At 64.8% G+C, this 24,042-nt stretch carries 17 protein-coding genes and 1 rRNA gene; 6 read left to right on the top strand and 12 right to left on the bottom strand.

The window, feature by feature from the left end:
• Window positions 1-43: 43 nt before the first annotated feature.
• Both BLS75_RS17025 and BLS75_RS17030 read left to right on the top strand, forming a co-directional pair.
• Window positions 44-1,444, top strand: coding sequence for an amino acid permease (locus BLS75_RS17025; RefSeq protein WP_011059120.1), 1,401 nt, complete (start codon window positions 44-46; stop codon window positions 1,442-1,444).
• A 186-nt stretch (window positions 1,445-1,630) separates the two neighbouring features.
• Entirely contained in the window at window positions 1,631-2,839 is a 1,209-nt protein-coding gene (locus BLS75_RS17030) for a benzoate/H(+) symporter BenE family transporter (RefSeq protein ID WP_015634051.1), read from the top strand.
• Window positions 2,840-2,866: 27 nt separating this feature from the next.
• On the opposite strand, the gene BLS75_RS17035 is transcribed toward BLS75_RS17030, so the two are convergent.
• The 3 genes from BLS75_RS17035 to kynB all read right to left on the bottom strand — a co-directional run bounded on the left by BLS75_RS17035 (window position 2,867) and on the right by kynB (window position 6,230).
• Window positions 2,867-4,366 (bottom strand): MocR-like pyridoxine biosynthesis transcription factor PdxR, encoded by a 1,500-nt coding sequence (locus tag BLS75_RS17035; protein WP_011059118.1) that lies wholly within the window; start codon window positions 4,364-4,366, stop codon window positions 2,867-2,869.
• 265 nt (window positions 4,367-4,631) lie between these two features.
• On the bottom strand, window positions 4,632-5,483 hold the full coding sequence (kynA, locus tag BLS75_RS17040; RefSeq protein WP_011059117.1) for a tryptophan 2,3-dioxygenase: 852 nt from the start codon (window positions 5,481-5,483) through the stop codon (window positions 4,632-4,634).
• Between the two features lie 93 nt (window positions 5,484-5,576).
• On the bottom strand, window positions 5,577-6,230 hold the full coding sequence (gene kynB, locus BLS75_RS17045) for an arylformamidase (RefSeq protein ID WP_011059116.1): 654 nt from the start codon (window positions 6,228-6,230) through the stop codon (window positions 5,577-5,579).
• Window positions 6,231-6,516: 286 nt separating this feature from the next.
• Between kynB and BLS75_RS17050 the strand changes: the two genes are divergently transcribed.
• The 3 genes from BLS75_RS17050 (at window position 6,517) to BLS75_RS17060 (ending at window position 7,988) form a co-directional block, all read left to right on the top strand.
• On the top strand, window positions 6,517-6,861 hold the full coding sequence (locus BLS75_RS17050; RefSeq protein ID WP_011059115.1) for a cupin domain-containing protein: 345 nt from the start codon (window positions 6,517-6,519) through the stop codon (window positions 6,859-6,861).
• Between the two features lie 126 nt (window positions 6,862-6,987).
• Complete coding sequence (locus tag BLS75_RS17055) at window positions 6,988-7,473, top strand: type II RES/Xre toxin-antitoxin system antitoxin (protein ID WP_015634047.1); 486 nt, start codon at window positions 6,988-6,990, stop codon at window positions 7,471-7,473.
• On the top strand, window positions 7,470-7,988 hold the full coding sequence (locus BLS75_RS17060) for an RES family NAD+ phosphorylase (RefSeq protein ID WP_011059113.1): 519 nt from the start codon (window positions 7,470-7,472) through the stop codon (window positions 7,986-7,988). The genes BLS75_RS17055 and BLS75_RS17060 overlap by 4 nt, the downstream gene beginning before the upstream one ends.
• Window positions 7,989-8,316: 328 nt before the next feature.
• On the opposite strand, the gene mmsB is transcribed toward BLS75_RS17060, so the two are convergent.
• Window positions 8,317-9,204 carry a 3-hydroxyisobutyrate dehydrogenase gene (mmsB, locus tag BLS75_RS17065; protein ID WP_011059112.1) on the bottom strand — a complete coding sequence of 296 codons (888 nt, stop codon included), beginning with the start codon at window positions 9,202-9,204 and terminating at the stop codon, window positions 8,317-8,319.
• Between the two features lie 10 nt (window positions 9,205-9,214).
• Window positions 9,215-10,741, bottom strand: coding sequence for a CoA-acylating methylmalonate-semialdehyde dehydrogenase (locus tag BLS75_RS17070; protein WP_019096001.1), 1,527 nt, complete (start codon window positions 10,739-10,741; stop codon window positions 9,215-9,217).
• 149 nt (window positions 10,742-10,890) lie between these two features.
• On the opposite strand from BLS75_RS17070, the gene BLS75_RS17075 reads away from it, so the two are divergent.
• Window positions 10,891-11,841: a LysR family transcriptional regulator gene (locus BLS75_RS17075; RefSeq protein ID WP_011059110.1), complete on the top strand. Its 951-nt coding sequence runs from the start codon at window positions 10,891-10,893 to the stop codon at window positions 11,839-11,841.
• 46 nt (window positions 11,842-11,887) lie between these two features.
• On the opposite strand, the gene BLS75_RS17080 is transcribed toward BLS75_RS17075, so the two are convergent.
• The 7 genes from BLS75_RS17080 to rrf all read right to left on the bottom strand — a co-directional run bounded on the left by BLS75_RS17080 (window position 11,888) and on the right by rrf (window position 23,858).
• The gene (locus tag BLS75_RS17080) at window positions 11,888-12,382 is read right to left on the bottom strand and encodes an outer membrane lipoprotein YfiB (RefSeq protein ID WP_015634043.1); all 495 of its coding nucleotides are present in this window, start codon (window positions 12,380-12,382) and stop codon (window positions 11,888-11,890) included.
• Window positions 12,383-12,396: 14 nt separating this feature from the next.
• Window positions 12,397-13,665, bottom strand: a complete 1,269-nt coding sequence (locus BLS75_RS17085; protein WP_041115800.1) for a diguanylate cyclase DgcN/YfiN — start codon at window positions 13,663-13,665, stop codon at window positions 12,397-12,399.
• Complete coding sequence (locus BLS75_RS17090; protein ID WP_072451365.1) at window positions 13,662-14,243, bottom strand: regulatory sequestration protein YfiR; 582 nt, start codon at window positions 14,241-14,243, stop codon at window positions 13,662-13,664. Before BLS75_RS17090 ends, BLS75_RS17085 begins: the two co-directional genes overlap by 4 nt.
• 116 nt (window positions 14,244-14,359) lie before the next feature.
• Window positions 14,360-16,441: an exodeoxyribonuclease V subunit alpha gene (gene recD / locus BLS75_RS17095; RefSeq protein WP_072451344.1), complete on the bottom strand. Its 2,082-nt coding sequence runs from the start codon at window positions 16,439-16,441 to the stop codon at window positions 14,360-14,362.
• Window positions 16,438-20,130 (bottom strand): exodeoxyribonuclease V subunit beta, encoded by a 3,693-nt coding sequence (gene recB / locus BLS75_RS17100; RefSeq protein ID WP_072451345.1) that lies wholly within the window; start codon window positions 20,128-20,130, stop codon window positions 16,438-16,440. The genes recD and recB overlap by 4 nt, the downstream gene beginning before the upstream one ends.
• Entirely contained in the window at window positions 20,127-23,579 is a 3,453-nt protein-coding gene (gene recC / locus BLS75_RS17105) for an exodeoxyribonuclease V subunit gamma (RefSeq protein ID WP_072451346.1), read from the bottom strand. The genes recB and recC overlap by 4 nt, the downstream gene beginning before the upstream one ends.
• 163 nt (window positions 23,580-23,742) lie before the next feature.
• Window positions 23,743-23,858 (bottom strand): 5S ribosomal RNA (rrf, locus tag BLS75_RS17110).
• Window positions 23,859-24,042: the final 184 nt, after the last annotated feature.

The raw sequence follows: 24,042 nt of genomic DNA on the forward strand, positions 1-24,042 counted from the left end.
ACCCCGATCGATCCTGATAACAACTAGAAGAGAGCGCACATTAGTGGATCAAACCTTGAAGCAGGGTGAACTCAAGCGTGGCTTGAAGAACCGCCATATTCAGCTGATCGCCCTGGGCGGGGCGATCGGCACCGGACTGTTCCTCGGCTCGGCCGGGGTTCTCAAATCCGCCGGACCTTCGATGATCCTGGGCTACGCGATTGCCGGGTTCATTGCCTTCCTGATCATGCGCCAACTGGGGGAAATGATTGTCGAGGAGCCGGTGGCCGGTTCCTTCAGCCACTTCGCGCACAAGTACTGGGGCGGCTATTTCGGCTTTCTCGCGGGCTGGAACTACTGGGTGCTGTATGTCCTGGTGGGCATGGCCGAGCTCACTGCGGTGGGCAAGTACGTGCAGTTCTGGTGGCCGGAGATCCCCACCTGGGTCAGCGCCGCGGTGTTCTTCGTGCTGGTCAACCTGATCAACATGATGAACGTGAAGTTCTTCGGCGAGGCCGAGTTCTGGTTCGCCATTATCAAGGTAGTGGCCATCGTCGGCATGATCGTCCTCGGCTGCTACATGCTGTTCAGCGGCAGCGGCGGCAGCCAGGCCTCGGTGAGCAACCTGTGGTCACACGGCGGCTTCTTCCCCAACGGCGGCACCGGCCTGCTGATGGCCATGGCCTTCATCATGTTCTCCTTCGGCGGCCTGGAACTGGTGGGCATCACTGCCGCCGAAGCCGCCGAACCGCGCAAGGTCATTCCCAAGGCCATCAACCAGGTGGTCTACCGGGTGCTGATCTTCTACGTCGGCGCCCTGGCGGTGCTGCTGTCGCTGTACCCGTGGGACGAACTGCTGGTGAGCCTCAACGCTGGCGGCGACGCCTACAGCAGCAGCCCGTTCGTGAAGATCTTCTCGCTGATCGGCAGTGATGCCGCAGCGCAGATCCTCAACTTCGTGGTCCTGACTGCGGCGCTGTCGGTGTACAACAGCGGCGTGTACTGCAACAGCCGCATGCTCTATGGCCTGGCCGAACAGGGTGACGCACCCAAGGCGCTGATGAAGCTCAACAAGCAGGGCGTGCCGATCCTGGCCCTGGGCATTTCCGCGCTGATCACCCTGCTCTGCGTGCTGGTCAACTACCTGGCGCCCCATGAAGCGCTGGAGTTGCTGTTCGCCCTGGTGGTGGCCGCATTGATGATCAACTGGGCGCTGATCAGCCTGACCCACCTGCGCTTTCGCAAGGCCATGGCCGAGCAGGGCGTGGTGCCTTCGTTCAAGGCCTTCTGGTCGCCGCTGAGCAACTACCTGTGCCTGGCCTTCATGGTGATGATCGTCGGCGTGATGTGGATGATCCCCGGCATTCGTGCCTCGGTGTACGCGATCCCGGTGTGGGTCCTGGTGATCTGGGGCTTCTACCTCCTGAGCCGGGCGAAGAAAGCTTCGCAACCCGCCCTGCGCTAAGCCCACAGGTTCACGCCACACCCCCGAGCCCGGCCTTATCCAAGGCCGGGCTTTTTTGTCGGCGCCGCCAAAGTGGTCTGCCAGCAAACAAGAATGTGGCTCGAAACGATAGTCCATCCGTTACCTAGAATCGGGCCTCTCCCGGCGCTTGGGCCAGGGAGCCTGTTCCTTGACGGAGAGTGGCTTATGAACAGAACCGCGACAGGCCTTAGACCGGCCGATATCTTCTCTCCCACCGTGGCGGCACTGATCTCAGTGCTGGTGAACTATGGCGGGACCTTCATCCTGGTGTTCCAGGCCGCTGAACTGGCCCGGCTGACACCCGCCCAGACCACCTCCTGGGTCTGGGCCGTGTCCCTGGGCGTGGGCCTGAGCGGCATGTGGCTGAGCCTGCGCTACAAGGCGCCGATCATCACCGCCTGGTCTACCCCCGGGGCGGCCTTCCTGGCCACGGTGATGCCCTTCACGCCCTATGCCGAGGTGATCGGCGCCTACCTGGTTTGCGCCCTGGGGTTCATCGTCCTGGGCGGGTCCGGGGCTTTCGACAAGCTGGTGCGCCTGATTCCCAAGGGCATCGCGGCTGGCTTGCTGGCAGGCATCCTGCTGCAGTTCGGGATCAACGCCTTTGGCGGCGCGAGTGCCGATCCACTGCTGGTGATCGTGCTGGTACTGTCCTATGCGGTGCTGCGGCGCTTCACTTCACGCTTTGCCGTGGTGGGCATCCTGTTCATCGGCCTGGCGTTGCTGATCGTCCAGGAGCGGGTCGACTTCGCCAGCGTGCACCTGAGCTTCGCCGCTCCCCTGTTCACTGCGCCACAGTTCTCCGTGTCGGCCTTGCTCGGCGTGGCCCTGCCACTGTTCGTCATCACCCTGACCGGCCAGTACATGCCGGGCATGCTGGTGTTGCGCAATGACGGCTTCCAGACCAGCGCCAACCCGCTGCTCACGGTCACCGGTTTGGGCTCGCTGATCATGGCGCCGTTCGGCGCTCACGCATTCAACGTGGCGGCGATCACCGCGGCGATCTGTACCGGCGAGGATGCCCACCCGGACCCGGGCAAACGCTATATCGCCGGTATCGCCTGCGGCGTTTTCTACATCCTGGTGGGGACCTTCGGGGTCACCCTGGCGACCCTGTTCATGGTCTTGCCCAAGGCCTTTATCACCACCCTGGCCGGCCTGGCATTGCTGGGGGCAATCGGCGGCAGCCTGGCCAACGCCATGGCCGATACGGCCACTCGGGAAACCGCGCTGATCACCTTCCTTGCCACTGCCGCCAACGTCACTCTGCTGGGGATCGGTGGTGCCTTCTGGGGGCTGGTTGCCGGGCTGACCGTGCACCTGTTGATCCTGGGCCCGCGCAGCGCCCTGGCACTGGAACGCGCCAAGCCCTGACCGCCGGCGCTGGAAAAAGGCCGCTGGCTAGGCCTTTCCCAGGGCCTGGGCCAGACGCGCCATCGCCGCCTCGATCTCATGGGCGCTCAGGGACGCATAGCCCAATAGCCAGCCCTGCTGCTTCTGCTCGCCCGCATAAAGCCGGCTGAGCCCCGGCAACTGGATGCCAGCCCTGGCCGCGCGTTGCTGGGTCAGCTCCTCGCTCCAGCCGGGCTCCAGAAGACACGGGACCTGCAACCCGCCGGGTGGCGGCAAGGCCCTGGCAATGCCCGGCAAATGCCGGCCTATGGCCTCGAGCATGGCCTGCCGGCGCCCGGCGTAGAGCTTGCGCATGGCCCGTACATGGGCGTTGTAGTGCCCCTCCTCCATGAACCGCGCCAGGGTCAGCTGGAGGATCTGCGGCGTGTGCCCGTCCATGATGCTGCGGGCACTGCTGAAGGCCCCCACCAGTTCGGCGGGCAGGATCATGTAGCCCATGCGCAAGCCCGGATAGAGAGTCTTGCTGAAGGTGCCGATGTACAGGGTGCGCCGAAACGGGTCCAGGCCCTGGACGCAGGCGGTGGGCAGGCCCTCGTAGTGGAACTCGCTGTCGTAGTCGTCCTCGATGATCCATCGGTCGTGCTCGGCGGCCCAGCGGGTCAGCTCCAGGCGGCGCTCCAGGGACAGGGTGGCACCCGTGGGGTACTGGTGCGAGGGCGTCACATAGACACAGCGGGCGCCGCTGCGGTCGGCTCGCAACAGGTCGGTGCGGATGCCCTGGCCATCCACATCAATGGGCACGATCCGCGCCTCGGCCGCCTCGAAGGCCTTGCGCGCGCCGAAGTAGCCTGGGTTCTCCATCAGGATCGGCTTGCCGGCGTCCACCAGCAGTTGCGCGCACAGGAACAGCGCCTGGCGAGTGCTGCTCAGCACCAGGATCTGCTCGGGCTGCACCTTGGCCCCGCGTTCCAGGTTGAGGTAGGCGGCAATCGCCTTGCGCAGGGGCAGCGCGCCCTGGGGATCGCCATGCAGCAGCACGCTGGCACGGTAATCCTTCAATGCCTGGCGTTGCAGGCGCTCCCAGACCTCCAGCGGGAAGCTGCGGGTTTCCGGCAAACCGGTAGCGAAGGCCGTGACCGCCTGCTGATCGCTGACCCCACCCCGCGCCAACAGTGCCGCGCCGCGCCGGCTCAGGCCCGCTCCCGGTTCCGGGCTGTGGGCCGGCAACCCCTGCTGGAGCTGGCGCCGGCGGGACGGGCCACGCAATTGGGCACCGATGGTTTCGCAGACATAGCTCCCCGAGCCTTTGCGCCGCAGGACAAAACCGTCGCGCTGCAACTGCACATAGGCGTTTTCCACGGTGTCGCGCGATACCGCCAGCGACTTGGCCAGGGCCCGGGTCGCCGGCAGCTTCACGCCGGGGCCCAGGGCGCCGTCGAGGATCAGCCCGCGCAAGGCGCGCTGGATGCGCTGGTGCAGGTCCAGAGGGCGGAACTCAGGATCGCTGAGCCGCATCTTGAGGGTTTCAAGCTCGAAGGTCCGGGACATGTGGTCTGCCTTAGAGAGTAAAAATGGTGCACCGAAGGCGGCCACCTTATCCCCAGAGCGCAACTGCCGCCAGCGCCCGCTGCTCTCTAACGACCTCTGTAGCCGCTGCCGCAGGCTGCGATAAGGTCCGGAGGACCTTCCAGACCTCAAGAACGCGTCTGCTGCGCTGCCGATCGCAGTCTGCGGCAGCGGCCGCACCAGGGTCTCAGGGAGTCAGACGCCGGCAGGCACATGAAAACGCCCCGGCAGGCGGGGCGTTTTCGGGTCAGAGCGAGGAGCGCACTCGCCACAGTTCGGGAAACAGCACGGTGTCGAGCATCTTGCGCAGGTAGCCCACGCCCTCGGTACCACCGGTACCGGGCTGGAAGCCGATGATGCGCTCCACCGTAGTCACATGGCGAAAGCGCCACTGGCGGAAGGAGTCTTCCAGGTCGATGAACTTCTCCGCCAACTGGTACAGGTCCCAATAGGCCGAAGGGTTGGCGTAGACCTCGCGCCAGGCCGCTTCCACCGACGGGTCATGCTGAGTCGTGGTGGTGCTGTCCAGTGCCAGGCGCGCAGGGTCGATGCTCAAGCCGCTGCGGGCCATCAGGGCAATCGCCTCGTCATACATGGACGGGGTGGCAATCGACGCTTCCAGCGATTGCAACAGTTCGGGACGATGGGCATGGGGCCGCAGCAGGGCCGCGCTCTTGTTGCCGAGGATGAATTCGATCTCCCGATACTGGAACGACTGGAAGCCCGAGGACTGGCCCAGGTAAGGCCGGATCGACTTGTACTCGGACGGCGTCATGGTGGCCAGCACCGCCCAGGCGTGCACCAGTTGATCGAAAATCCGCGAAACCCGCGCCAGCATCTTGAACGCCGGCGGCAACTGGCCCTGGCGCACATGCTCGCGGGCCGCCTTGAGCTCGTGCAGCATCAGCTTCATCCATAGCTCCGAGGTCTGGTGCTGGATGATGAAGAGCATCTCGTTGTGGTCCGGCGACAGGGGATGCTGGGCGCTGAGGATGCGCCCCAGGTCCAGGTAGTCGCCGTAGCTCATGGAGTCGGAAAAATTCAGCTCGGCGTTATGCCACTCAGCCGGCGGATTGCTTGAAAAGGGACATTGGCTCATCGCGTGGGCTCCTCGCCTCAGGCAGCGGTTGCCCATCGCTGGCTGCGCAGCCCGGATCGGGATGCACAACGGCGCGAAGGGCCAGCTGTGTATTTATTGTAGGAATGAATCGGCCAGGGGGCGCAGGATCGCCCGCACCGGACTGGCGTCCAGGTGAGCGAAGCGCAGTGGCAGGGCAATCAGTTCGTAGTCGCCTTCGGCAACCTCATCGAGAACCACGCCTTCGAGGATCGCCATGCCATGGCGGGCCACGGTGTTGTGGGCGTCCATGGTCTTGGACTGCTGGGGGTCGAGGGACGGGGTGTCGATGCCGATCAGGCGCACGCCGAGGCTGGCCAGCAGCTCGACAGTGGCTGGAGCAACGGCAGTAAAGTCCGGGTCCCAGGCACTCAGCGGAGCCTGTGGATAAGTACGCAGCAACACTCGCGCAGGCAAGTTTTCGAGGCGCCCGAGCAACGCCTCGGGCTGCACCAGAGCACCGCTGTCCAGGCAGTGCAGGACCCGGCACGGGCCCATGTAGACATCCAGCGATACTTCACCGATGGGCAGGCCGTCCGGCCGGTAATGCAGGGGCGCATCGACATGGGCACCGGTGTGGGGCGACAGGGTCACCCGCCCGACATTCACCGGGCACTCGGGGCCGAACTGCCAGACGCGCTCCTCCTGGAACGGCGTATCTCCCGGCCAGGTCGGGGTTGCGGTACTCAACGGCGGGCTGATATCCCACCAGCGTGGTGTATTTTCCATTCGTGCGGCTCTTAGGTCACTCCGAGCTGAATGATACGAGCGAAACCGGTAAAGATTCTTGCGAAATAACTCGGGCAGCCGCGGATATTTCGCAATTACTGCTAACAAAGCCCTGATTGTCGAATGAATCTTGCAACCGCCACGCCTCTTCCCGGCCCTGCGCCCAGCCACCTCGACTCGGGGCCGCGCTGCGCTTCTGGATACCCCGAGGTCGAGTACAGACAACCCCCTGCCCGCCAGGCGCTATAGGGTGCGGCTTCAGTTCTCTGCCTGCTAGGAGCACAGCATGTCCCAACCCATCACCGTTCTTCGCGACACTCATCCGCTGCCGGTGCTCGACGCCTGCAAGTGGGAAAAACTCCAGGGCGATCCGCACACCGTCAACCTCAACGCCTACACCAGCGAGGATGGCAGCAAGATCATGGGCACCTGGATCTGCACCCCGGGCAAATGGCGGGTGGCCTATGAAAAGTGGGAGTACTGCCATTTCCAGGAAGGCTACTGCGTGATCACCCCGGACGGCCGCGACCCCATCCACCTGCGCGCCGGCGATATCTTCGTGGTGGAGCCCGGGATGAAAGGCACCTGGGAAGTGGTGGAAACCGTGCGCAAGTACTTCGTCTTCGCCTGAGCCCTCCCTCGATACCGGGAGCCCGCGCCAGCCGGGCTCCCCTGGCCGTGTTGCGATTCAAGCCAGCGCCTTTTGCCAAATGTCTATATAATCACTGCCAAATGGCAAAAGGCAGGAGCTGCACTCATGGTCGCGCTGACAGGCACCGGCCTCGTTCCCAAGCGGCGAGGCAAACTGGTATTGAAAGAGCAGTCCTCGGACATCCTTCTGGGTGGCCGGGCACGCTTTGACGATCGTATCTCGATCTATCGCCTGACCGAGGAGGGCATCCCGCTGACGGCGATCATCAAGTTCGTCTCCTCGGTGCCCATGCTCAAGGACGAACAGGTCCTGGCCAAGATCATCGGCCTTTCCGAACGCACCCTGCACCGGCGCCTGAAAACCCCGGACGAGCCGCTGAACCCGGAACAGAGCGCCCGTGCGGTGCGCTTCGCCCAGGTGCTGGCCAAGGCCGAGGACATCTTCGGCAGCAGTGAAGAGGCCCAGGAGTGGATGGCCAAGCCGGTGATGGGCCTGGACGGCCACAAACCGGTGGACCTGCTGACCAACCCCATCGGTTTCGAACTGGTGGACGAGTTCCTCACCCGCCTGGAATACGGGGTCTATCAGTGATCAGTGTGCCGGGCAGCAGCACCCTTCACTTCTGGCGGCTGGACGCCGCCCGGCACGCCGACAGCTGGGACAGCGGCATTGGCGCCGAGCTGTGTGGCGGCCGCTGGAACTCCAAGGGCGTGAAGGCGGTGTACGCCAGCGCCGATCCGGCCACGGCGATTCTGGAAGTGGCGGTGCACAAGGGTTTTGCCGCCCTGGACAGCGTGCCCCATGTACTCACCGGCGCCCTGATCCAGGACCCGACCGCCATCTACCGAGTCGATGAAAACCGTATTCCCAACCCCAACTGGCTGGTGCCGGGGATTCCCAGCGCCGGCCAGCAGAAGTTCGCCGATCAGTTGCTGGCGGACCACCCTTTCGTGCTGGTGCCCTCGTCGGTTTCCCGGCACAGCTGGAATATCCTGATCAATCCGCTGCTGGCCAAGGGGCTGTACCAGGTGGTGATCCAGGAACGCTTCGGCCTCGACACCCGCCTCAACCCTCCCTCCGGCACCGTTGCCAGCCGGCCGAACTGAGCCGGGCAAAAAAAAGCGGGAACCTGCCCGACGCAGGTTCCCGCAAATGCCCCGGCTGAAGGGGCTGCATTCAATGACGCGTGGAGCCGCTGCTGAGCCCGCGAAGCTGCGAAAAGGACCGAAGGGCCTTGCCTGGCGATACCCAGACAAACCTCTGCCGGGTTTGAGACCGCTGCGTCTCCTGCGGAGCCGTTCGCAGCCTGCGGCAGCGGCTACACCGCCCCTTGTAGCCGCTGCTGAGCCGCAGGACCTTGTTTGACGATACCCAGCCACTGGCGGCGAGATTGCCGCGCAAACCCGCCAGCGCCCCCTCCCTACAAGCGACGCCTTACTGCGGCTTGCGGTAGCTGTTGACGATGGCCGAGAAGTCCTTGCCACCTTCCCCACGCTGGCTCATGGCCTGGTACAGCTGCTGGGCCACGGCACCGAGCACCACCGGCTGGTGGGCCTGGCGCGCGGCTTCGGTGGCCAGCCCCAGGTCCTTGAGCATCAGCTCGGCACCAAAGCCTCCGGTGTAGCCGCGGGACGCCGGGGCGGTTTCAATCACGCCCGGCCACGGGTTGTAGGTGTCGGAACTCCAGCACCGGCCGGTGGAGCTGTTGATGATCCCCGCCAGCACTTGGGTGTCGATGCCCAGGGCATCCCCCAGGGCCATGGCTTCGCTGACGCCGATCATCGAAATCCCCAGCAGCAGGTTGTTGCAGATCTTGGCGATCTGCCCGGTACCCACTTCACCGCAGTGCACGATGTTGCGACCCATCTGCGCCAGCACCGGTTGCAGGGTGGCGAACAGTTCGGCGCTGGCGCCGACCATGAAGGTCAGGGTCCCGGCCTGGGCGCCGCCGGTGCCACCGGATACCGGTGCATCGGCCATGGCCACGCCCTGCTTGGCGGCGGCTGCGGCCACTTCACGGGCGGTCTGTGGGTCGATGGTGCTGCAATCCACCGCCGGAATGCCGCGGCCAATACCCGCCAGCACCCCATCCTCGCCCAGCCAGACGCTGCGCACATGGGCCGCAGCGGGGAGCATGGTGATCACCAGTTCGGCGCCTTCGGCAGCGGCCTTGGGCGAAGCACTGATACGCCCGCCCAGTTGCGCCAGCTCGGCCAGCACGCTCTGGTTGAGATCGAACAGGTTCAACTGATGGCCGGCCTTGATCAGGTTGCGGGCCATGGGCGCGCCCATGTTGCCCAGGCCGATAAATGCAATGTTCATGTCAGGCTCCTCAACGCAGGCTGATGGTGGTGTTCACACCGTCATTGACGCTGTCATCGTCGAACCAGCGGCTGGTGACGGTCTTGGTCTGAGTGTAGAACTGCACCACTTGCTTGCCGTAGGGGCCCAGGTCGCCGAGCTTGGAACCGCGGGAGCCGGTAAAGCTGAAGAATGGAACCGGCACCGGAATGGGGATGTTGATGCCCACCTGGCCGACGTCGATTTCGCTCTGGAACTTGCGCGCCGCCGCACCGCTCTGGGTGAACAGGCCGGTGCCGTTGCCGAAGGGGTTGGCGTTGACCAGGGCGATGGCCTGGTCCAGGGTATCCACCTCCAGCACCACCAGCACCGGGCCGAAGATTTCCTGGGTGTAGATCTGCATGTCGGTGGTCACCCCGGAGAACAGGGTCGGGCCGATGAAGTTGCCCTGCTCGTAGCCCGGAACCTTGATGTCGCGGCCATCGAGCTCCAGCTTGGCACCTTCTTTCACGCCGCTTTCGATCAGCTCCAGAATCCGCGCCTTGGCACGCTTGGAGACCACCGGGCCGACATCGGTGCCCGGCTCGCTGCCGGCGTTGACCTTGAGTTTCTGCGCCAGGGCCTTGAGGTCCGGCAGCCATTGTTTCGCTGCCCCCACCAGCACCACCACCGAGGTGGCCATGCATCGCTGGCCGGCCGCGCCGAAGCCGGCGCCCACCAGGGCATTGAGGGTCTGTTCGCGGTTGGCGTCGGGCAGCACCACGGCGTGGTTCTTCGCGCCCATCATCGATTGCACGCGCTTGCCATGCTTGCCCGCCAGGTCATAGACGTGGGTGCCGACCGCAGTCGAACCGACGAAGGACACCGCCTTGATGTCCTTGTGGGTGCACAGCGCATCCACCACGTCCTTGCCGCCGTGCACTACGTTGAGCACACCGGCCGGCACCCCGGCTTCCACCGCCAGCTCCACCAGCAGCATGGTGGACAGCGGGTCCTGCTCGGAAGGCTTGAGGACGAAGGTGTTGCCGCAGGCGATGGCCATCGGGAACATCCACAGCGGAATCATTGCCGGGAAATTGAACGGGGTGATCCCGGCGCACACGCCGATCGGCTGGCGCAGGGTGTAAGTGTCCACGCCGCCGGCGACGTTTTCGGCGAATTCGCCCATCTGCAGGGTGCCGATGGAGCAGGCATGCTCCACCACTTCCAGGCCGCGGAAGATGTCGCCCTCGGCGTCGGCGATGGTCTTGCCCTGCTCGGCGCTGAGGACCACGGCAATGCGTTTGGAGTGCTCGCGGATCAGGGCCTGGAGCTTGAGCATGATGCGCATCCGCGCGCCGATCGGGGTCAGTTTCCAGGTCTGGAAGGCGCGCTGGGCAGCGGCGATCGCGGCGTCGACTTCAGCGGCAGTGGCAAAGGGCACCTTGGCCAGCACTTCCTGGGTCGCCGGGTTGACGATGTCGTGCCATTCCTGGCTCTGGGACTGGACCCATTCACCGTCGATCAGCAGTTTGACCTGTTGCAGGGTGGTGCCGTCGGGCTTGAGGGATGCGTTCATGGGGTCTCCTGACTTCTTGAGTTCTTATGCAGGGAAACCAAGGCGGGCAAGCGCCTTGAAAGAGGGGCTGTCGCGAGTTGGTATCGGACGGTTTTTGGAGTATAGATGTGCAAACTTCTAATAAGAACGCACATAAAATCCGGTCCATCATGCAAAAAAACATCACCTCGCTAAGCACCCTGAACTGGGACGACCTGAAGTTTTTCCTCGAAGTGGCGCGCACTCGCAAGGCCAGCAGCGCGGCCAAGCGCCTGGCGGTGGACTACACCACGGTATCGCGGCGCATCGGGTCCCTGGAAACCGCCCTGGGCACCTTGCTGTTCGAAAAATCCCGCACCAACGGCTTTGTCCTCACCGCCGAGGGCCAGCGCCTGCTGGGTTATGCGGAGTCCATCGAAAGCACCCTGCACATGGCGTGCGAGCAGGTCTCGGGCTCCGGAGTGGCGTTGTCCGGCCATGTGCGCATGGGCTGCACCGAGGGCTTCGGCACCTTCTTCATCACCCCGCAACTCAGCCACTTCCTCGACGCCTACCCGGCAATCTCGGTGGATATCCTGCCGCTGCCGCACTTCATCAGCCTGTCCAAGCGCGAGGCGGATATCGTCATCGCCCTGGAACGCCCGGAGCACGGCCCCTATGTGTGCTGCAAGCTGTGCGACTACCGCCTGCAGCTGTACGCCACCCAGGAATACCTCGACCGCCACCCGCCGATCCGCCGCCCCGGCGACCTGGGCGAGCATCAATTCATCAGCTATGTGGATGACCTGGCCTTCAGTTCCGAGCTGCTGTACCTGGCCAATGTGGTGCCCGGGGCCAGCGCCAACCTGCGCAGCACCAGCGTGATTGCCCAGTACGTGGCAGCGCAGCAGGGCCGCTCGCTGGCGATCCTGCCGTGCTTCCTGGCGGCCCAGGACCCGCGCCTGCTGCCAGTGCTGCCCAAGGAAATCAACCTGACCCGGCAATTCTGGATGTACTGCCGGGAGGATCTCAGGAAGTTGAAGCGGATCACCCTGTTATGGGATTACATCCGCGAGGTGACCGAGCAGAATCGGCCGCTGCTCATGGGCGAGAGTCGCAGCATGCGCTTCGCCGCCCCCTGACCCTTAGCGGCCGCAAGGCGGCAGCCGCAACCCGGCAGGTCGTCGATCAGTCGGCGATCACCACGATCGACACCCGACGGTTCTCGGTACGCCCGGCCACGGTGCTGTTGGAGGCCACCGGCTCGCTGCTGCCCAGGCCGCGCAGCTGGATGTTTTCTTCACGCATGCCAACCTGGGTCAACACCTTGACCACGCTCTTGGCCCGGCGCACGGACAGTTGCACGTTGTAGGCCTCCTTGCCCGACGCGTCGGTGTGACCGTCGACCCGGACCTTCTGGATATCGACGCTGAGCAGCGCCTTGCCGATGCGCTGGACGATCTCGGTGCTGGCCTGGTTCAGGGTTTCCACATCGCTGCCAAACAGCACCTTGCCCGACAGGCCAAAGGCCCAGCCTTCATCCGTCAGTTCGAAGCCCTCCTGTTTCAGTACCGCGATCTGTTTCGGGGTCAGACCTTTGGGCGGCACGCTCTGACAGCCGGCCAGGGCCAGCAGGGCCATGAACACCAGAGTGCTGAACAGTCGAACCGAACGTTGCGTCATCGAGAACAAGGGAATTAGCTCCTGTTTTGAACCTGAACGATAGGGAGCTCCGCCCCCACTGTGTGTTGCCCGCCTCGCGAACCGCGCTTGGCTTGGTACATGGCCGCGTCGGCGGCATTCAACAGACTGCCCGGTGTCGCGCCATGATCCGGGTACACGGCAATACCGATACTCAGCGATGTCAGGATCGACAGGCTGCCGGGCAGTTGAATCGGTACTTCCATGCTGCTGATGATCTTGTCGGCGATGCGCTGGGCATCCTCGACCCGGTGCAGCGGGGTCAGCAGCACGGCAAATTCGTCCCCGCCCAGGCGCGCCACCAGGTCGTCCTCGCGCAACTGCGCGCGAATCCGCGTGGCCACAGCCACCAGCACCGCATCGCCGGCGGCGTGGCCGAAGTTATCGTTGATCTCCTTGAACCGGTCGCTGTCGAGAAACAGCACCGCCATGCGCTCGTTGAGCTTGTTGGCGCTACGCAGGGCACGGATCAGCCGGCCTTCGAAGAACGCCCGGTTGGGCAGTCCGGTCAGGCTGTCGTGGCTGGCCTGGTGGGCCAGGGTTTCATTCTCGCTTTGCAGATGGGTCTGCCAGGCTTCCAGCTCATCGAGCAGGGCGTTGAAGTCGTTGCCCAGGTTGTCCAGTTCGGCGATTTCCGCAGGCGGCACCCGCTGATCGAAGGCCCGCTCGCGCCGGGCCGCGTGGGCCACATCGGCGAGGCTGCGCAACGGCCCGGTGATGCCCCGCAGCTGGCGGCGCGCCAGGTACAGCGCCAACCAGGCGCTGAGGGCGATGCACAGCACGATGCCCACCAGGCCACTGAGGAGAAACCGCAACAGGCTGCCGCCATGGCCGGTGACATTGATGGTGCCGATTTCCCGCCCCTGGTGCAGGATCGGCAGGCTGATGGGCTTTTCCAGAAAGGCGCTGGCGACGTGCATTTCCAGGTTGGTCAGAAAGCCGCTTTCCGGGCGCTGCCAGCTGGCCAGCAACTGGCCCTGGCTGTCATACACCTTGGCGTCGGCCACCTCTTCGGTGGAGGCGATCAGGGCCAGGGCCTCGGTGGCCACCACACTGTCGTTGAACACCACTGCAGCTTCCACGGTGTAGCTGATGGAGCGGGCGATCAGGTGCAGGTTGTGATCGGCGTACACGCGCAGGGCCAACACCCCGAGAAAGGTCAGGGACAGGCTGGCCATGGAGATCGCCAGCAGAGCGACGATCAGGTGGCCGCGACCGATGACCGACCGCAGTGTAGGGCGGGCGTTGGGCTTGAACAGTTTCATGGGGCCGCCGGACGACGACGGGAAAGCTGCAGCACGCTGGGATGAATCTTCACCCCACTGCGGGCCACGGAATCCAGGTTGACCTCGAACGACACCTGGCTGTCGCCGACCCGCAGGCAGAACAGGCTGCCCACGGTGCACTGGTCGCCCCCCTCGCTGATGCTCAGCACCGGCTGCCCGATCAGCGAGTTGAACAGGCGGGTACGCTCATCATTGGACAATTTGCCGACATAGACCGAATCGCACTCACTGGCCAACGACGGGTTGTTGGCCAGCAGACGCCGCACCAACACCGGGCGGCCGGTGGCCTGGGTCGCGCCCTTGAGCAGGTCATCGGTGTATTCGGTGGGGCCAACCACGCACAGACGCAGTTGCGCAGGCTCCACGGGCCAGCGAGCGTAGCTGAGAATGCCCAGCACCACTTGGGTTACAGCCTTGGCCCGTTGCTCGGCCAGGCTCGCGGCCGCCGGTGGCTCCGACTGCGCGATGGCCAACAGGCTGAACAGGCAGAGAATGGTCGACAGCACACACTGTCTCCACCCCAAAATGCGCTCTGTCCTCAAGACAGCCACGTCCATGCAGGGATTCTCTTTGATTTTCACGGAAATGATGCCGCAACGATAGCACAGCCCGGGAAAATGCAGCGAGACCAGCGCCCGAGCACGATGCCTGAGAAAAGCCGGAAACATGGGCGTCAGTCCAACTCCAGCATCAACCCGCTCAGACGCTTGACCTTGCGCCGAACAGCCTCTTCGAACACTCCGGCACGGGGCTCGATCAGGCTGAACCAGTCCTTGGCCCGGGTGATACCGGTGTAGATCAGTTCCTTGGTCAGCACCGGGTTCAAAGCGTCGGGCAGGATCAACGCGGTGTGGGCGAACTCCGAGCCCTGGGACTTATGCACAGTCATGGCGTAAACGGTTTCCACGTCATTGAGCCGGCTTGGCAGCACCAACCGCACCCCGCCCTGGCCATCGTTGCGCGGAAAGGCGACGCGCAGCACCTGACGCCCCGCCTCCGAGCCTTCCTGCTCCGGCAGTTTCAGGGCGATGCCGATATCACCGTTCATCAGGCCCAGGCCGTAATCGTTGCGGGTCATCAGCACCGGGCGGCCCTCGTACCATTGCTGGTCGCTGTCGATCAGCCGGGCCTTGAACAGCGCCTGGGTGATCCGCAGGTTCAGGCCTTCGACACCCCAGGGGCCCTTGCGCACCGCGCACAGCAATTGGAAGCGATCAAAGGCCTGCAAGACATGGCGCGCCCAGTCGGTCCAGCGCCGATCCTCCAGAGGCGTACCCGGCGGCGGGCGCTGGCTGCGCAGTACATTCAGGTAGTGGCGGTAGCCTTGCGGCCCCTCGCCATGGCCCTCCAGCAGCAGCCGTTCCAGGGCCCGATCCTGCTCGCCCTTGAGGCTCAGGCCATACAGGTCGGCATGGCTGCGAGCCGCCAGCAGGCGCCGGGCTTCATCGGCCTGCTGCTGGTTGACCCAACGCGCCAGCTGGCCGATGCCGCTGCCTTCGCCGAAACGCCGGGAATGGCGCAGCATCACCACCTGCTGCGCCAGGGGATGCTGGTGGGCGCTGTCCTCCTGCAGGCCGCTGTTTCCCAGGTGCTCGCCGCTGACCGCCTCCAGCCAGGCCCGGGTCTGCGGGTTGTACCAACCGGCCTCGGCGTCACGGCACAGGTCGCCGAGCACGGCGCCGGCTTCCACCGAGGCCAGCTGGTCCTTGTCCCCCAGCAACACCAGGCGTGCATGGATGGGCAAGGCGTCCAGCAGGTTGGCCATCATTTCCAGGTCGATCATCGAGGCTTCGTCCACCACCAGGACATCCAGGGGCAAGCGGTTGCCGGCGTGATGGCGGAAATGCCGGGTGCCCGGGCGATTGCCCAGCAAGCGGTGCACGGTGGTCACCTCGCTGGGGATCATTTCCCGCACCTCATCGGGCACCGCGAGGGAACGCACCTGCAAGCTGATGGACTCGGTCAGGCGCGCCGCGGCCTTGCCGGTAGGCGCCGCCAGGCGAATGCGCAGCGGCTTGCGTGCTTCCACCGCCGGGCCCTGGAGCAAGGCCAGCAGGCGCACCACGGTGGTGGTCTTGCCGGTGCCGGGGCCGCCGGTGATGATGCTGAAGGCGCCCCGGGTGGCCAGAGCGCAGGCGAGTTTCTGCCAGTCGACGGGCCCCGCCGCCTTGGCCGGGCCGAACAGCCCGTCGAGGCGCGCCGCGAGGTTTTCCGGCGTGGCCTCGGCCAAGGCCAGGCGCTGGCGCAAGGCGTTGTCGATACGCCGCTCATAGGCCCAGTAGCGGCGCAGGTACAGGCGCTTGCCGGACAGCACCAGCGGCCGCTGCCGGGAAGACTCGGCATGATCCGCCGCCAGGGCCACCAGGCGGCTGCCGGCCAGGACCTTGCACCAGTGCGCCCCTTCAAGCCCCATCAACACCTGGGACGGCAGCGCCGGTGCGCCGTTTTGTGCGTCGCCTTCGGGCGGCAGCGACAGGGCGAAGTCCGGCTCCTTGAGGGTTTCGAACAGGTCCAGGCAGACATGCCCGTGCCCCAGCTGATGGCTGGTCAGGGCCGCGGCCATCAGTACCAGCGGATCACAGCCCGGGTCCAGCTCATGCAGGAAGCCGACAAAGGCCCGGTCCAGGGAACGCAGCCAGCCGCGCTCGACCCAGCGCTCAAGCAACAGCAGCAAGTCGTCGGCGCGGCTCAGGGGCACCAGGTCGAAGGCCGGTTGCGGCGCCTGGTCCAGTGCATCGAACAGGTCCTGGGTCATAGCAGCACTCCCTGCTCCCAGGTGGGCTCGGCCTTGGGTGGCTCGGGCTGGCCCTGGAACATGCGGTCCAGTTGCTCGATCAACTGTCGAGGCGGCCGGGCGAAGTAGGCCCCCTGGCTGGCGGCACGGGTGCCCCGCAGGAACAGGTACAAGGCGCCGCCCACATGGCGATCGTAGTCGTAGTCCGCCAGCCGGGCCTTCAATTGCCGGTGCAGGGCCAGCAGGTACAGCACGTATTGCAGGTCGTAACGGTTGTCGAGAATCGATTGTTCCATGGCCTGCTCGGTGTAGGCCGCGTCGTCCGCGCCCAGCCAGTTGGATTTGTAGTCGGCCACGTAATAGCGGCCCTGGTATTCGAAGGTCAGGTCGATAAAGCCCTTGAACATGCCGTTGAGCAATACCGGCTCGGCCGTGACTCGGGGCGCGCCCTGATGGGTTTGCTGGCGTACCCGCTCATCGAGCTTGAGCACATCGACCTTGTGGCTGGCGAACCAGAACTCCATCTCGACCCGGTACTGGGTCAACTGCCCGAGCACCACCGGTGCCTGGCCCTCGCCCAGGGGCAAGGGCGCTTGCAGCAGGTGCTGCAGCCAGTCGCTCAGGGTCGGGATCCAGCCTTGCCAGCCGCGGCGATTGCAGCGCCGGGCCACGGCGTCCTCGATCGCCTCGGGGGCAGCGGCAAAACCCTCCTCCCCAGCCCACTCCAGCAGGCCATGAAGGAAGGTCCCGGGGTTCGGGCCGCGGGGGAAGCGGTGGATATCGCCGCCGCTGGCCAGGGTTTCCCGAGGAGCTTCGGGGTCCAGGCGTTCGTCGTCGAAGAGTTTCTGCGCCTGGGGGTTTTCCGGCGCCTCGGTGCTGCCCGCCCCCAGGATGTCGCTGATGCGCAAGGCACTGTAGGAGGCAATCCACCAGTTTTCCGCGGCGCGGCGGCTGGGCGTCAGCGGCGCCAGCAGAGTGGCCTCGTTGCGCGGTGGCTGATAGCGCTGGTCATCGACGACGGGCAGCTCGGACACGCCAATCGCAGCGCAGCCCTGCTGCAGGTCCAGCAGCCAGCGCAACAAGGCACTGGATTCGCCCAGGACATCGCCGCCGCCCAGCAGGTAACCCAGGGCCGAAAGGTGCAATACCGAGCTGCTGTGATTGCCCCGCTTGAGATCGGCCATCCCCAGCCAGCAGGCATGCTGGGCCCGGGTCAGGGCCACATAGAGCAGCCGCAGGTCTTCCGCCAGGCGCTCTTCATCGGCCAGGGCAATCAGCTCCGGGGTGGGCCGCAGGCTGACCTGGGGCTTGCCGGCAGCATCGTGGTAATGCAGCGGCAAGCGGCTGCCATCCACCGGCTTGGTGGAACAGATGAAGGGCAGGAACACCAAGGGGTATTCCAGGCCCTTGGACTTGTGGATGGTCACCACCTTGACCAGTTGCTCATCGCTTTCCAGGCGCAGGATCTGCTCCTCCCCCGCCTGCCCGGACAGCGCCAGGTGCTCGGCCAGATGGCGGATCAGGGCCTGCTCGCCGTCGAGTTCGGCGGCGCTTTGTTGCAGCAGCTCGGACAAGTGCAGAAGGTTGGTCAGCACCCGCTCGCCATCACTGCGGGCCATCAGCGCCTGGGGCAGCTGGAAGTCATGCAGCAGGCGCCGCAGCATCGGCAGCACGCCCTGGCTGCGCCAGATCGCCCGGTAGCCACGGAACTGCATGACCCGCGCTTCCCAGGCCAGTTCATCCTGGTTGAGCCGCTCCAGCTCCAGCAGCGGCAGGTTCAGGGTCAGGGACGCCAGGGCCGCGCGCAGCGGCCGCTCCACGTCCGGCTCGGCGCAAGCCTTGAGCCACACCAGCACATCCCGGGCTTCCTGGGCGGCGAACACCGAGTCCTTGTCCGACAGGTACACGCTACGCACCCCGCGGGCCGCCAGCTCGCCGCGCACGGCCTGGGCCTCCTTGCCATCGCGCACCAGGATCGCGATATCCGCCGGCAGCAAGCCTTTCAGCGCTTGCTGCTCACGGACAAACCCACTGCGCCCCTGCTGGCCGCCATTGAGCAGGCCGACAATCGCAGTGGCGCAAGCCGCCGCCTGATGCTGGCGATACTGGGCCCCGGACAGCGGCTGTTCCGAAGGCAATTGCCAGAAGTTAAGTGCCGGCACCGGCTGGCCGTCGACCAGCAATTGCTCCTTGCGCCCCTGGGCGGCCACCGCCAGGAATGGCACCGGGTTCTCGCCATCCGCTTCGCGAAACAGGAAGGCCCCCTGTCCCTGCGGCCGCTGTTCGGCTTGCAGGAACACATGGTTGACCGCGCTGACCATCGCCTGGCTGGAACGGAAGTTGGTGCCCAGGGTGTGCAGGCGCCCGCTGGTGGCCTGGCGTGCCCGCAGGTAGGTGTAGATATCGGCGCCACGGAAGGCGTAGATCGCCTGCTTGGGATCGCCGATCAGGAACAGGCCGGTCTCGGGGTCGTTGGCCTCGATCCGGTAGATGCTTTCGAAGATCCGGTACTGCACCGGGTCGGTGTCCTGGAATTCGTCGATCAGGGCCACCGGGAACTGCTCGCGGATCAGGGTCGCCAGGCGCTCGCCGCCATCGCTCTGCAGGGCGCTGTCCAGGCGCAGCAGCATGTCGTCGAAGCCCATCTCGGCGCGCCGCCGCTTCTCTTCTTCGAAACGTGCCCCCACCCATTGCGCGGCGTGTTGCAGGACCGCCGCATCCGGGCTGGGCAAGGCATCGAGGCTGGCCTTGAGCCCGGCCATGGCGTCGAGCCCGGGGTGATCGGGGGCCGCGCCTTTCCAGGCCTCGCTCATGCCTTCGGGGGTCAGGCGGGTGAAGCCGGTGCCGATGTCCAGTTGCTCGACGGATTCATCCTCGGCCCAGGCACTGATCTTTTCGAACCAGGGCTCGAAGAACCGGGCCTGCATCTTGCGCCCGTCGACGCTCTTGCTGGCCACGCCTTGCAGGCAGATCTCCCGCAGTTGCGCGGCCCACTCGCGCCAGGGCGCCTTGATCTGCACCAGGGCTTCACGACGTTCTTGCAGGCAGGCTTCGATCAACTCGCTCGGCGTCTGTTCGGGTGGGTCCCGACGCTCGTTGCCGAACATTGCCCGCACTCGGGGCATGAGTTCGGCCGGCCCGACCCAATGGCTGCGCACCCAGTTCAGGGCATCACCCTGCATCGGGTAGCAGAACAGCCGCCAGTAATCGCGCAGAACCTGGCCCAGCAGGTCGCTGTGGTCGGTTTCCAGGGTCTGGGTGAACAGGCTGCCGCTGTCGAACGCATGTTCGCGCAACATGCGCTGGCACCAACTGTGGATGGTCGAGACCGCGGCCTCATCCATCCATTGCGCGGCGATGTCCAGGCGATTGGCACAGGCGGCCCACTGCTCGACGGGGTATTGCTCACGCAACTCGACGATCAGGCCATCGGGGGCACTGGTTTCATCGCGAAAGAAGCGCGCGGCTTCCGCCAGGCGCGTGCGAATGCGCTCGCGCAATTCCTTGGTGGCGGCATCGGTAAAGGTCACCACCAGTATCTGCGGCGGCAGCAATTCACGCCCGAAACCCGCCGCCTCGCCGCCATGGCCCAGCACCAGGCGCAAGTAGAGCGCGGAGATGGTGAAAGTCTTGCCGGTACCGGCACTGGCCTCGATCAACTGGCTGCCGCGCAGAGGAAATGCCAGGGCCAGGGGAGCTTGTGCAGTCATGCGCCTGCCTCCTCGCCGAGCGCCGAACGCCAGGGAGCATTCAACAGGGGTCGATAAAGGGTCTCGGCCCAACCGCTGAAGGTTTCATCGGCGATCAGTGCGTTGTAGTCGGCGAATTGGCGGGCCAGGGCCGGGCTTTGCCGGCGTTCGCCCTCGCTGTTCTGGCCGTCGCCATCGTAGGTCTTGCGTGCAGCGGCCGCGGCTTTGTCCGGGTCGCTCTGGCCCAGCCAGGCGAAGGCGGTCTTGATCGCCACCGGCAGCGGCAGGCGCATGCCGGCCTGCCAGGCCTGCAGCAGGCTGCCGAGAATCTGCCGGGCCACCTCCTGCTCCAGCGGCGGCAACAACAGGCTGTCATCGCTGGCCACCAGCGCGGTGGTCAAGGAGTAACCACTGGCGCAGGCCAGCAGATGATTGACCCAAGGCTTGATCAGCCGATGCCATTTACGGGTCTTGGTCGAGCCGATGCCGTTGGGGATGGCGCTCACAGCCAACAACCCGCCATCAGCTCGCTGGTGCAGGCTGCTGAGCCAACCTTCCAGGCGCACGCCTTGCAGTTCCAGGCTCACCGGCAGCGCACTGGTTACCGGGGTCGGCCACAGGTCGAGCAGTTGCCGATAACGCTGCAACAGGTCCGGCAGGGGCTCCAGCAGTTCGCGCTGCAGGCATTCGCCAAAACCGGCCATGGGCAACAGGCCACTGGCTTGCAGCCTCTGGGCCTGGGCCTGCAAGGCTTGCTCGGGCTGCGCTGCGTCGCCCAGCGCCGCTTCCAGCAGGCTGTCGCTGAGGCTGTAGCGCTGCAGGGCATCGAGCACGAAGGGCTCTTCATCGGCCAGCGGTGCTTCCATGGCTTCAAAGAACACCTTGAGCCTTTGGCTGAAGAAATGCCGCACCGGGTTGCGCAGGAAATCCTGCAACTGGGCAAGGCTCAGGGGCTCGTCCTGGACATAGGGTTCCAGGCGTTCGACTGCGCCCAGTTCCTCTCGGACCTGATGCAGCACTTGCCACTCCCGGGCGTAGCTGAACAGCGTGTCGCTGTCGTGGAAATAGCGGGCACTGAAGGGTTGCAGGGGATGCTCCTGGGTCAGGGCCTCCAGCAGGGAGTCCTGCTCATCGGGCAGTCGCCAGCCGCTGGCCAGGTGATCGCGCAACTGGCCGATCAGGACCGAGGCCGGGCGCTCGCTGTTGTCGCGAATGCTGCGGCCAACCCAACTGACATAAAGTTGGTCACGCGCCGAGAGCAGGGCTTCAAGCAGCAGGTAACGGTCGTCTTCGCGCCGTGATCGGTCGCCGGGGCGGTAGTCGCTGCCCATCAGGTCGAAGTCCAGAGGCGGCTGCGCCCTGGGGTAATCGCCATCGTTCATGCCCAGCAGGCACACCAGCTTGAAGGGAATGGCGCGCATCGGCATCAGGGTGCAGAAGTTCACCGCTCCGGCGAGGAAACGCTGGGACAGGCGCCCCTGGTCCAGGCCAGCCAGCCAGGCTTCGCGGACCACCGTCAGCGGCAACTGATCTTGCAGGCCCACAGACTCGCAGGTTTCCAGCCAGTTTTCCCGCAGGTCGTCGAGCTGTCCCAGCAGGTAATCATCGTGCTCGTTGCTGGCAAGGAAGAACTGTTCCAGCAGGTTGTGCAGGCGCTCGCCCCACTCCGCCGGATCCGCCGGCTGGGTGAGTTGCTGGTAGGCGATCTGCAGGGCGTCAAGAAGGGCGACCAGGGGACCGATCAGCGCCGCATCCAGGCCACCGATCTCGTCATAAGGCTCGATACCGTCACAGGCGTCGGAGCGGCCGACGGCATAACCCAGGAGCATGCGCCGCAAGCCGAAACGCCAGCTGTTCTGCTCCAGTTCCGGGGGGAGCCCCAGTTCTGCGCGCTGCTCGGCATTCATTCCCCAACGGATGCCGGCACCTTCAATCCAGCGGTGCAGGGTCGGCAGGTCGGCTTCGTCGACGCCAAAACGCGCACGCAGGGCTGGAACGTCCAGCAGGTCGAGAATCTCACTGACCGGAAAACGACTGTCCGGCAGCTTCAATAGATGTTCGACGGCGATCAGCAGCGGGTCACGGCCACGCTGGCCCTGGTCAGTGAGGGTAAAGGGAATGAAGCGCCGGTCATCCCGCTCCAGCTGGCCGAACACCGCGCGGATATGCGGGGCGTAGCTGTCGATGTCCGGGACCATGACGATCACATCCCGGGGCCGCAGGTCGGGCTCTGCACTGAAGCGCGCCAGGAGCTGGTCGTGAAGGATTTCCACTTCTCGCTGGGCGCTGTGGGCAATGTGAAAGCGGATCGATTGATCGTGCTGGATATCAACCTGCGGCCACAACTCACGTGTTTCGTTCAGCGGGCGCAGTTCGAGAATGTCGTCCTGCAATTGCTGGAGCATGCTGGCCGGCTGGCTGTCACTGAACAGATCGATCCGGCCATCGCGAAAAGCGCTGCGATAGCTGTTGGGATCGTCATAGCTGTCCAGCAGGTTGATGTAGTCACGGCCTTGCTTGCCCCAGGCGGCCAGCAGCGGGTGGGCGTGCTGGTGCAGGGTTTGCGGATCCAGGGCCTGAGGCATGCCGGCCTTGCGCGCCTGGCGTTTGTATTGGTGGCGCAGCAGGTCCTTGTCGGCAACGATATCGGCCCAGTGATGGCGACAAGGGTTGTGCACACACAGCAGCACCTGACTGAAGCGGGCCAACCCGGCCAGTGCCTCCAGGGCCTGGGCTGGCAGCGAAGAGATACCGAAAACGATCACTCGGGACGGCAAGCCCCTGGGCGCTACCTCCAGTTGGTTGATCCGCTCGATAAAGCGCTGGTGAACGCCTGCGCGACTCTGGGCCATCCCCTCGGTGCCGACATCCAACAGCAGCGCGCGCCATAGCTCGGCCTGCCAGCAGTTGGCAGGCGTCAGGGCCTTGGTTTCACCACGACCATTGCGCAGTTGGTGGCGGCCGGCGGCCCAATCCTCCAGCCAGTCGGCTCGATATACCTGGTATTGGTCGAACAGATCGGCCAGACGCTCGGCCAATTGATAGCGCTTGCGCAGGTCACTGTCGTGGGTCAGGAAGCGTTGCAGGGGTTCGAAATGCGGCTCATCGATCAACTCCGGCAACAGGCGCATCAGCCGCCAGGTCAGGGGAGCTTTATCCAGCAGGGATTTGGGGGGGATTTCGTCTCGCCCCAGGACCAGGCGGTACAACTGCCACATGAAACTGCCCGGCAATTGCACATCAATGGCAGCGGCAATACCGCAGCCACCGCCGTCATCCACTTCGGGGTCTTCGGCCAGGGCCAGTTTCAGCCATTGGGCGATACCGTTGCTCTGTACCAGGGCAATTTCATTTTCCAGGGGCGCCAGGGGATAACGCCGCATCCAGCTGACCACCAGGCTGCGCAACTCGTCCAGGCGGTTACCGTGAACCACCATGAAACCAGGGTTGAGGGACGAGGCGTCCGGCATAAAGGCTTCCTTGGAGAATGCAAAAAGCTAGGGCGGAACCTTAGCACTGTCACCGGGCAGTGGCAGCCAGGTCGAGCAAACAGTGACAGAGAAAGCGCCGGGCTTTTATGTCGCGCAAAAACAAAACCCCAACTGCATGCGCAGTTGGGGTTTCGGAATTTAATCTTGACGATGACCTACTCTCACATGGGGAAACCCCACACTACCATCGGCGATGCATCGTTTCACTTCTGAGTTCGGGATGGGATCAGGTGGTTCCAACGCTCTATGGTCGTCAAGAAATTCGGTAGCCAGTCCGTTGCTTGTGCAACGTGCCAGCGAATGGGTATGTAATAGGTTTGTGTGTTCGCAAACTTTCGGTTTGTATCGTCTTCACACACCGCAACTCGCTTCTTAAGCAAATTGCTTGGGTGTTATATGGTCAAGCCTCACGGGCAATTAGTATTGGTTAGCTCAACGCCTC

The sequence above is a fragment of the Pseudomonas sp. NFPP12 genome (assembly GCF_900103205.1).
GTDB classification, from domain to species: Bacteria; Pseudomonadota; Gammaproteobacteria; order Pseudomonadales; family Pseudomonadaceae; genus Aquipseudomonas; species Aquipseudomonas protegens.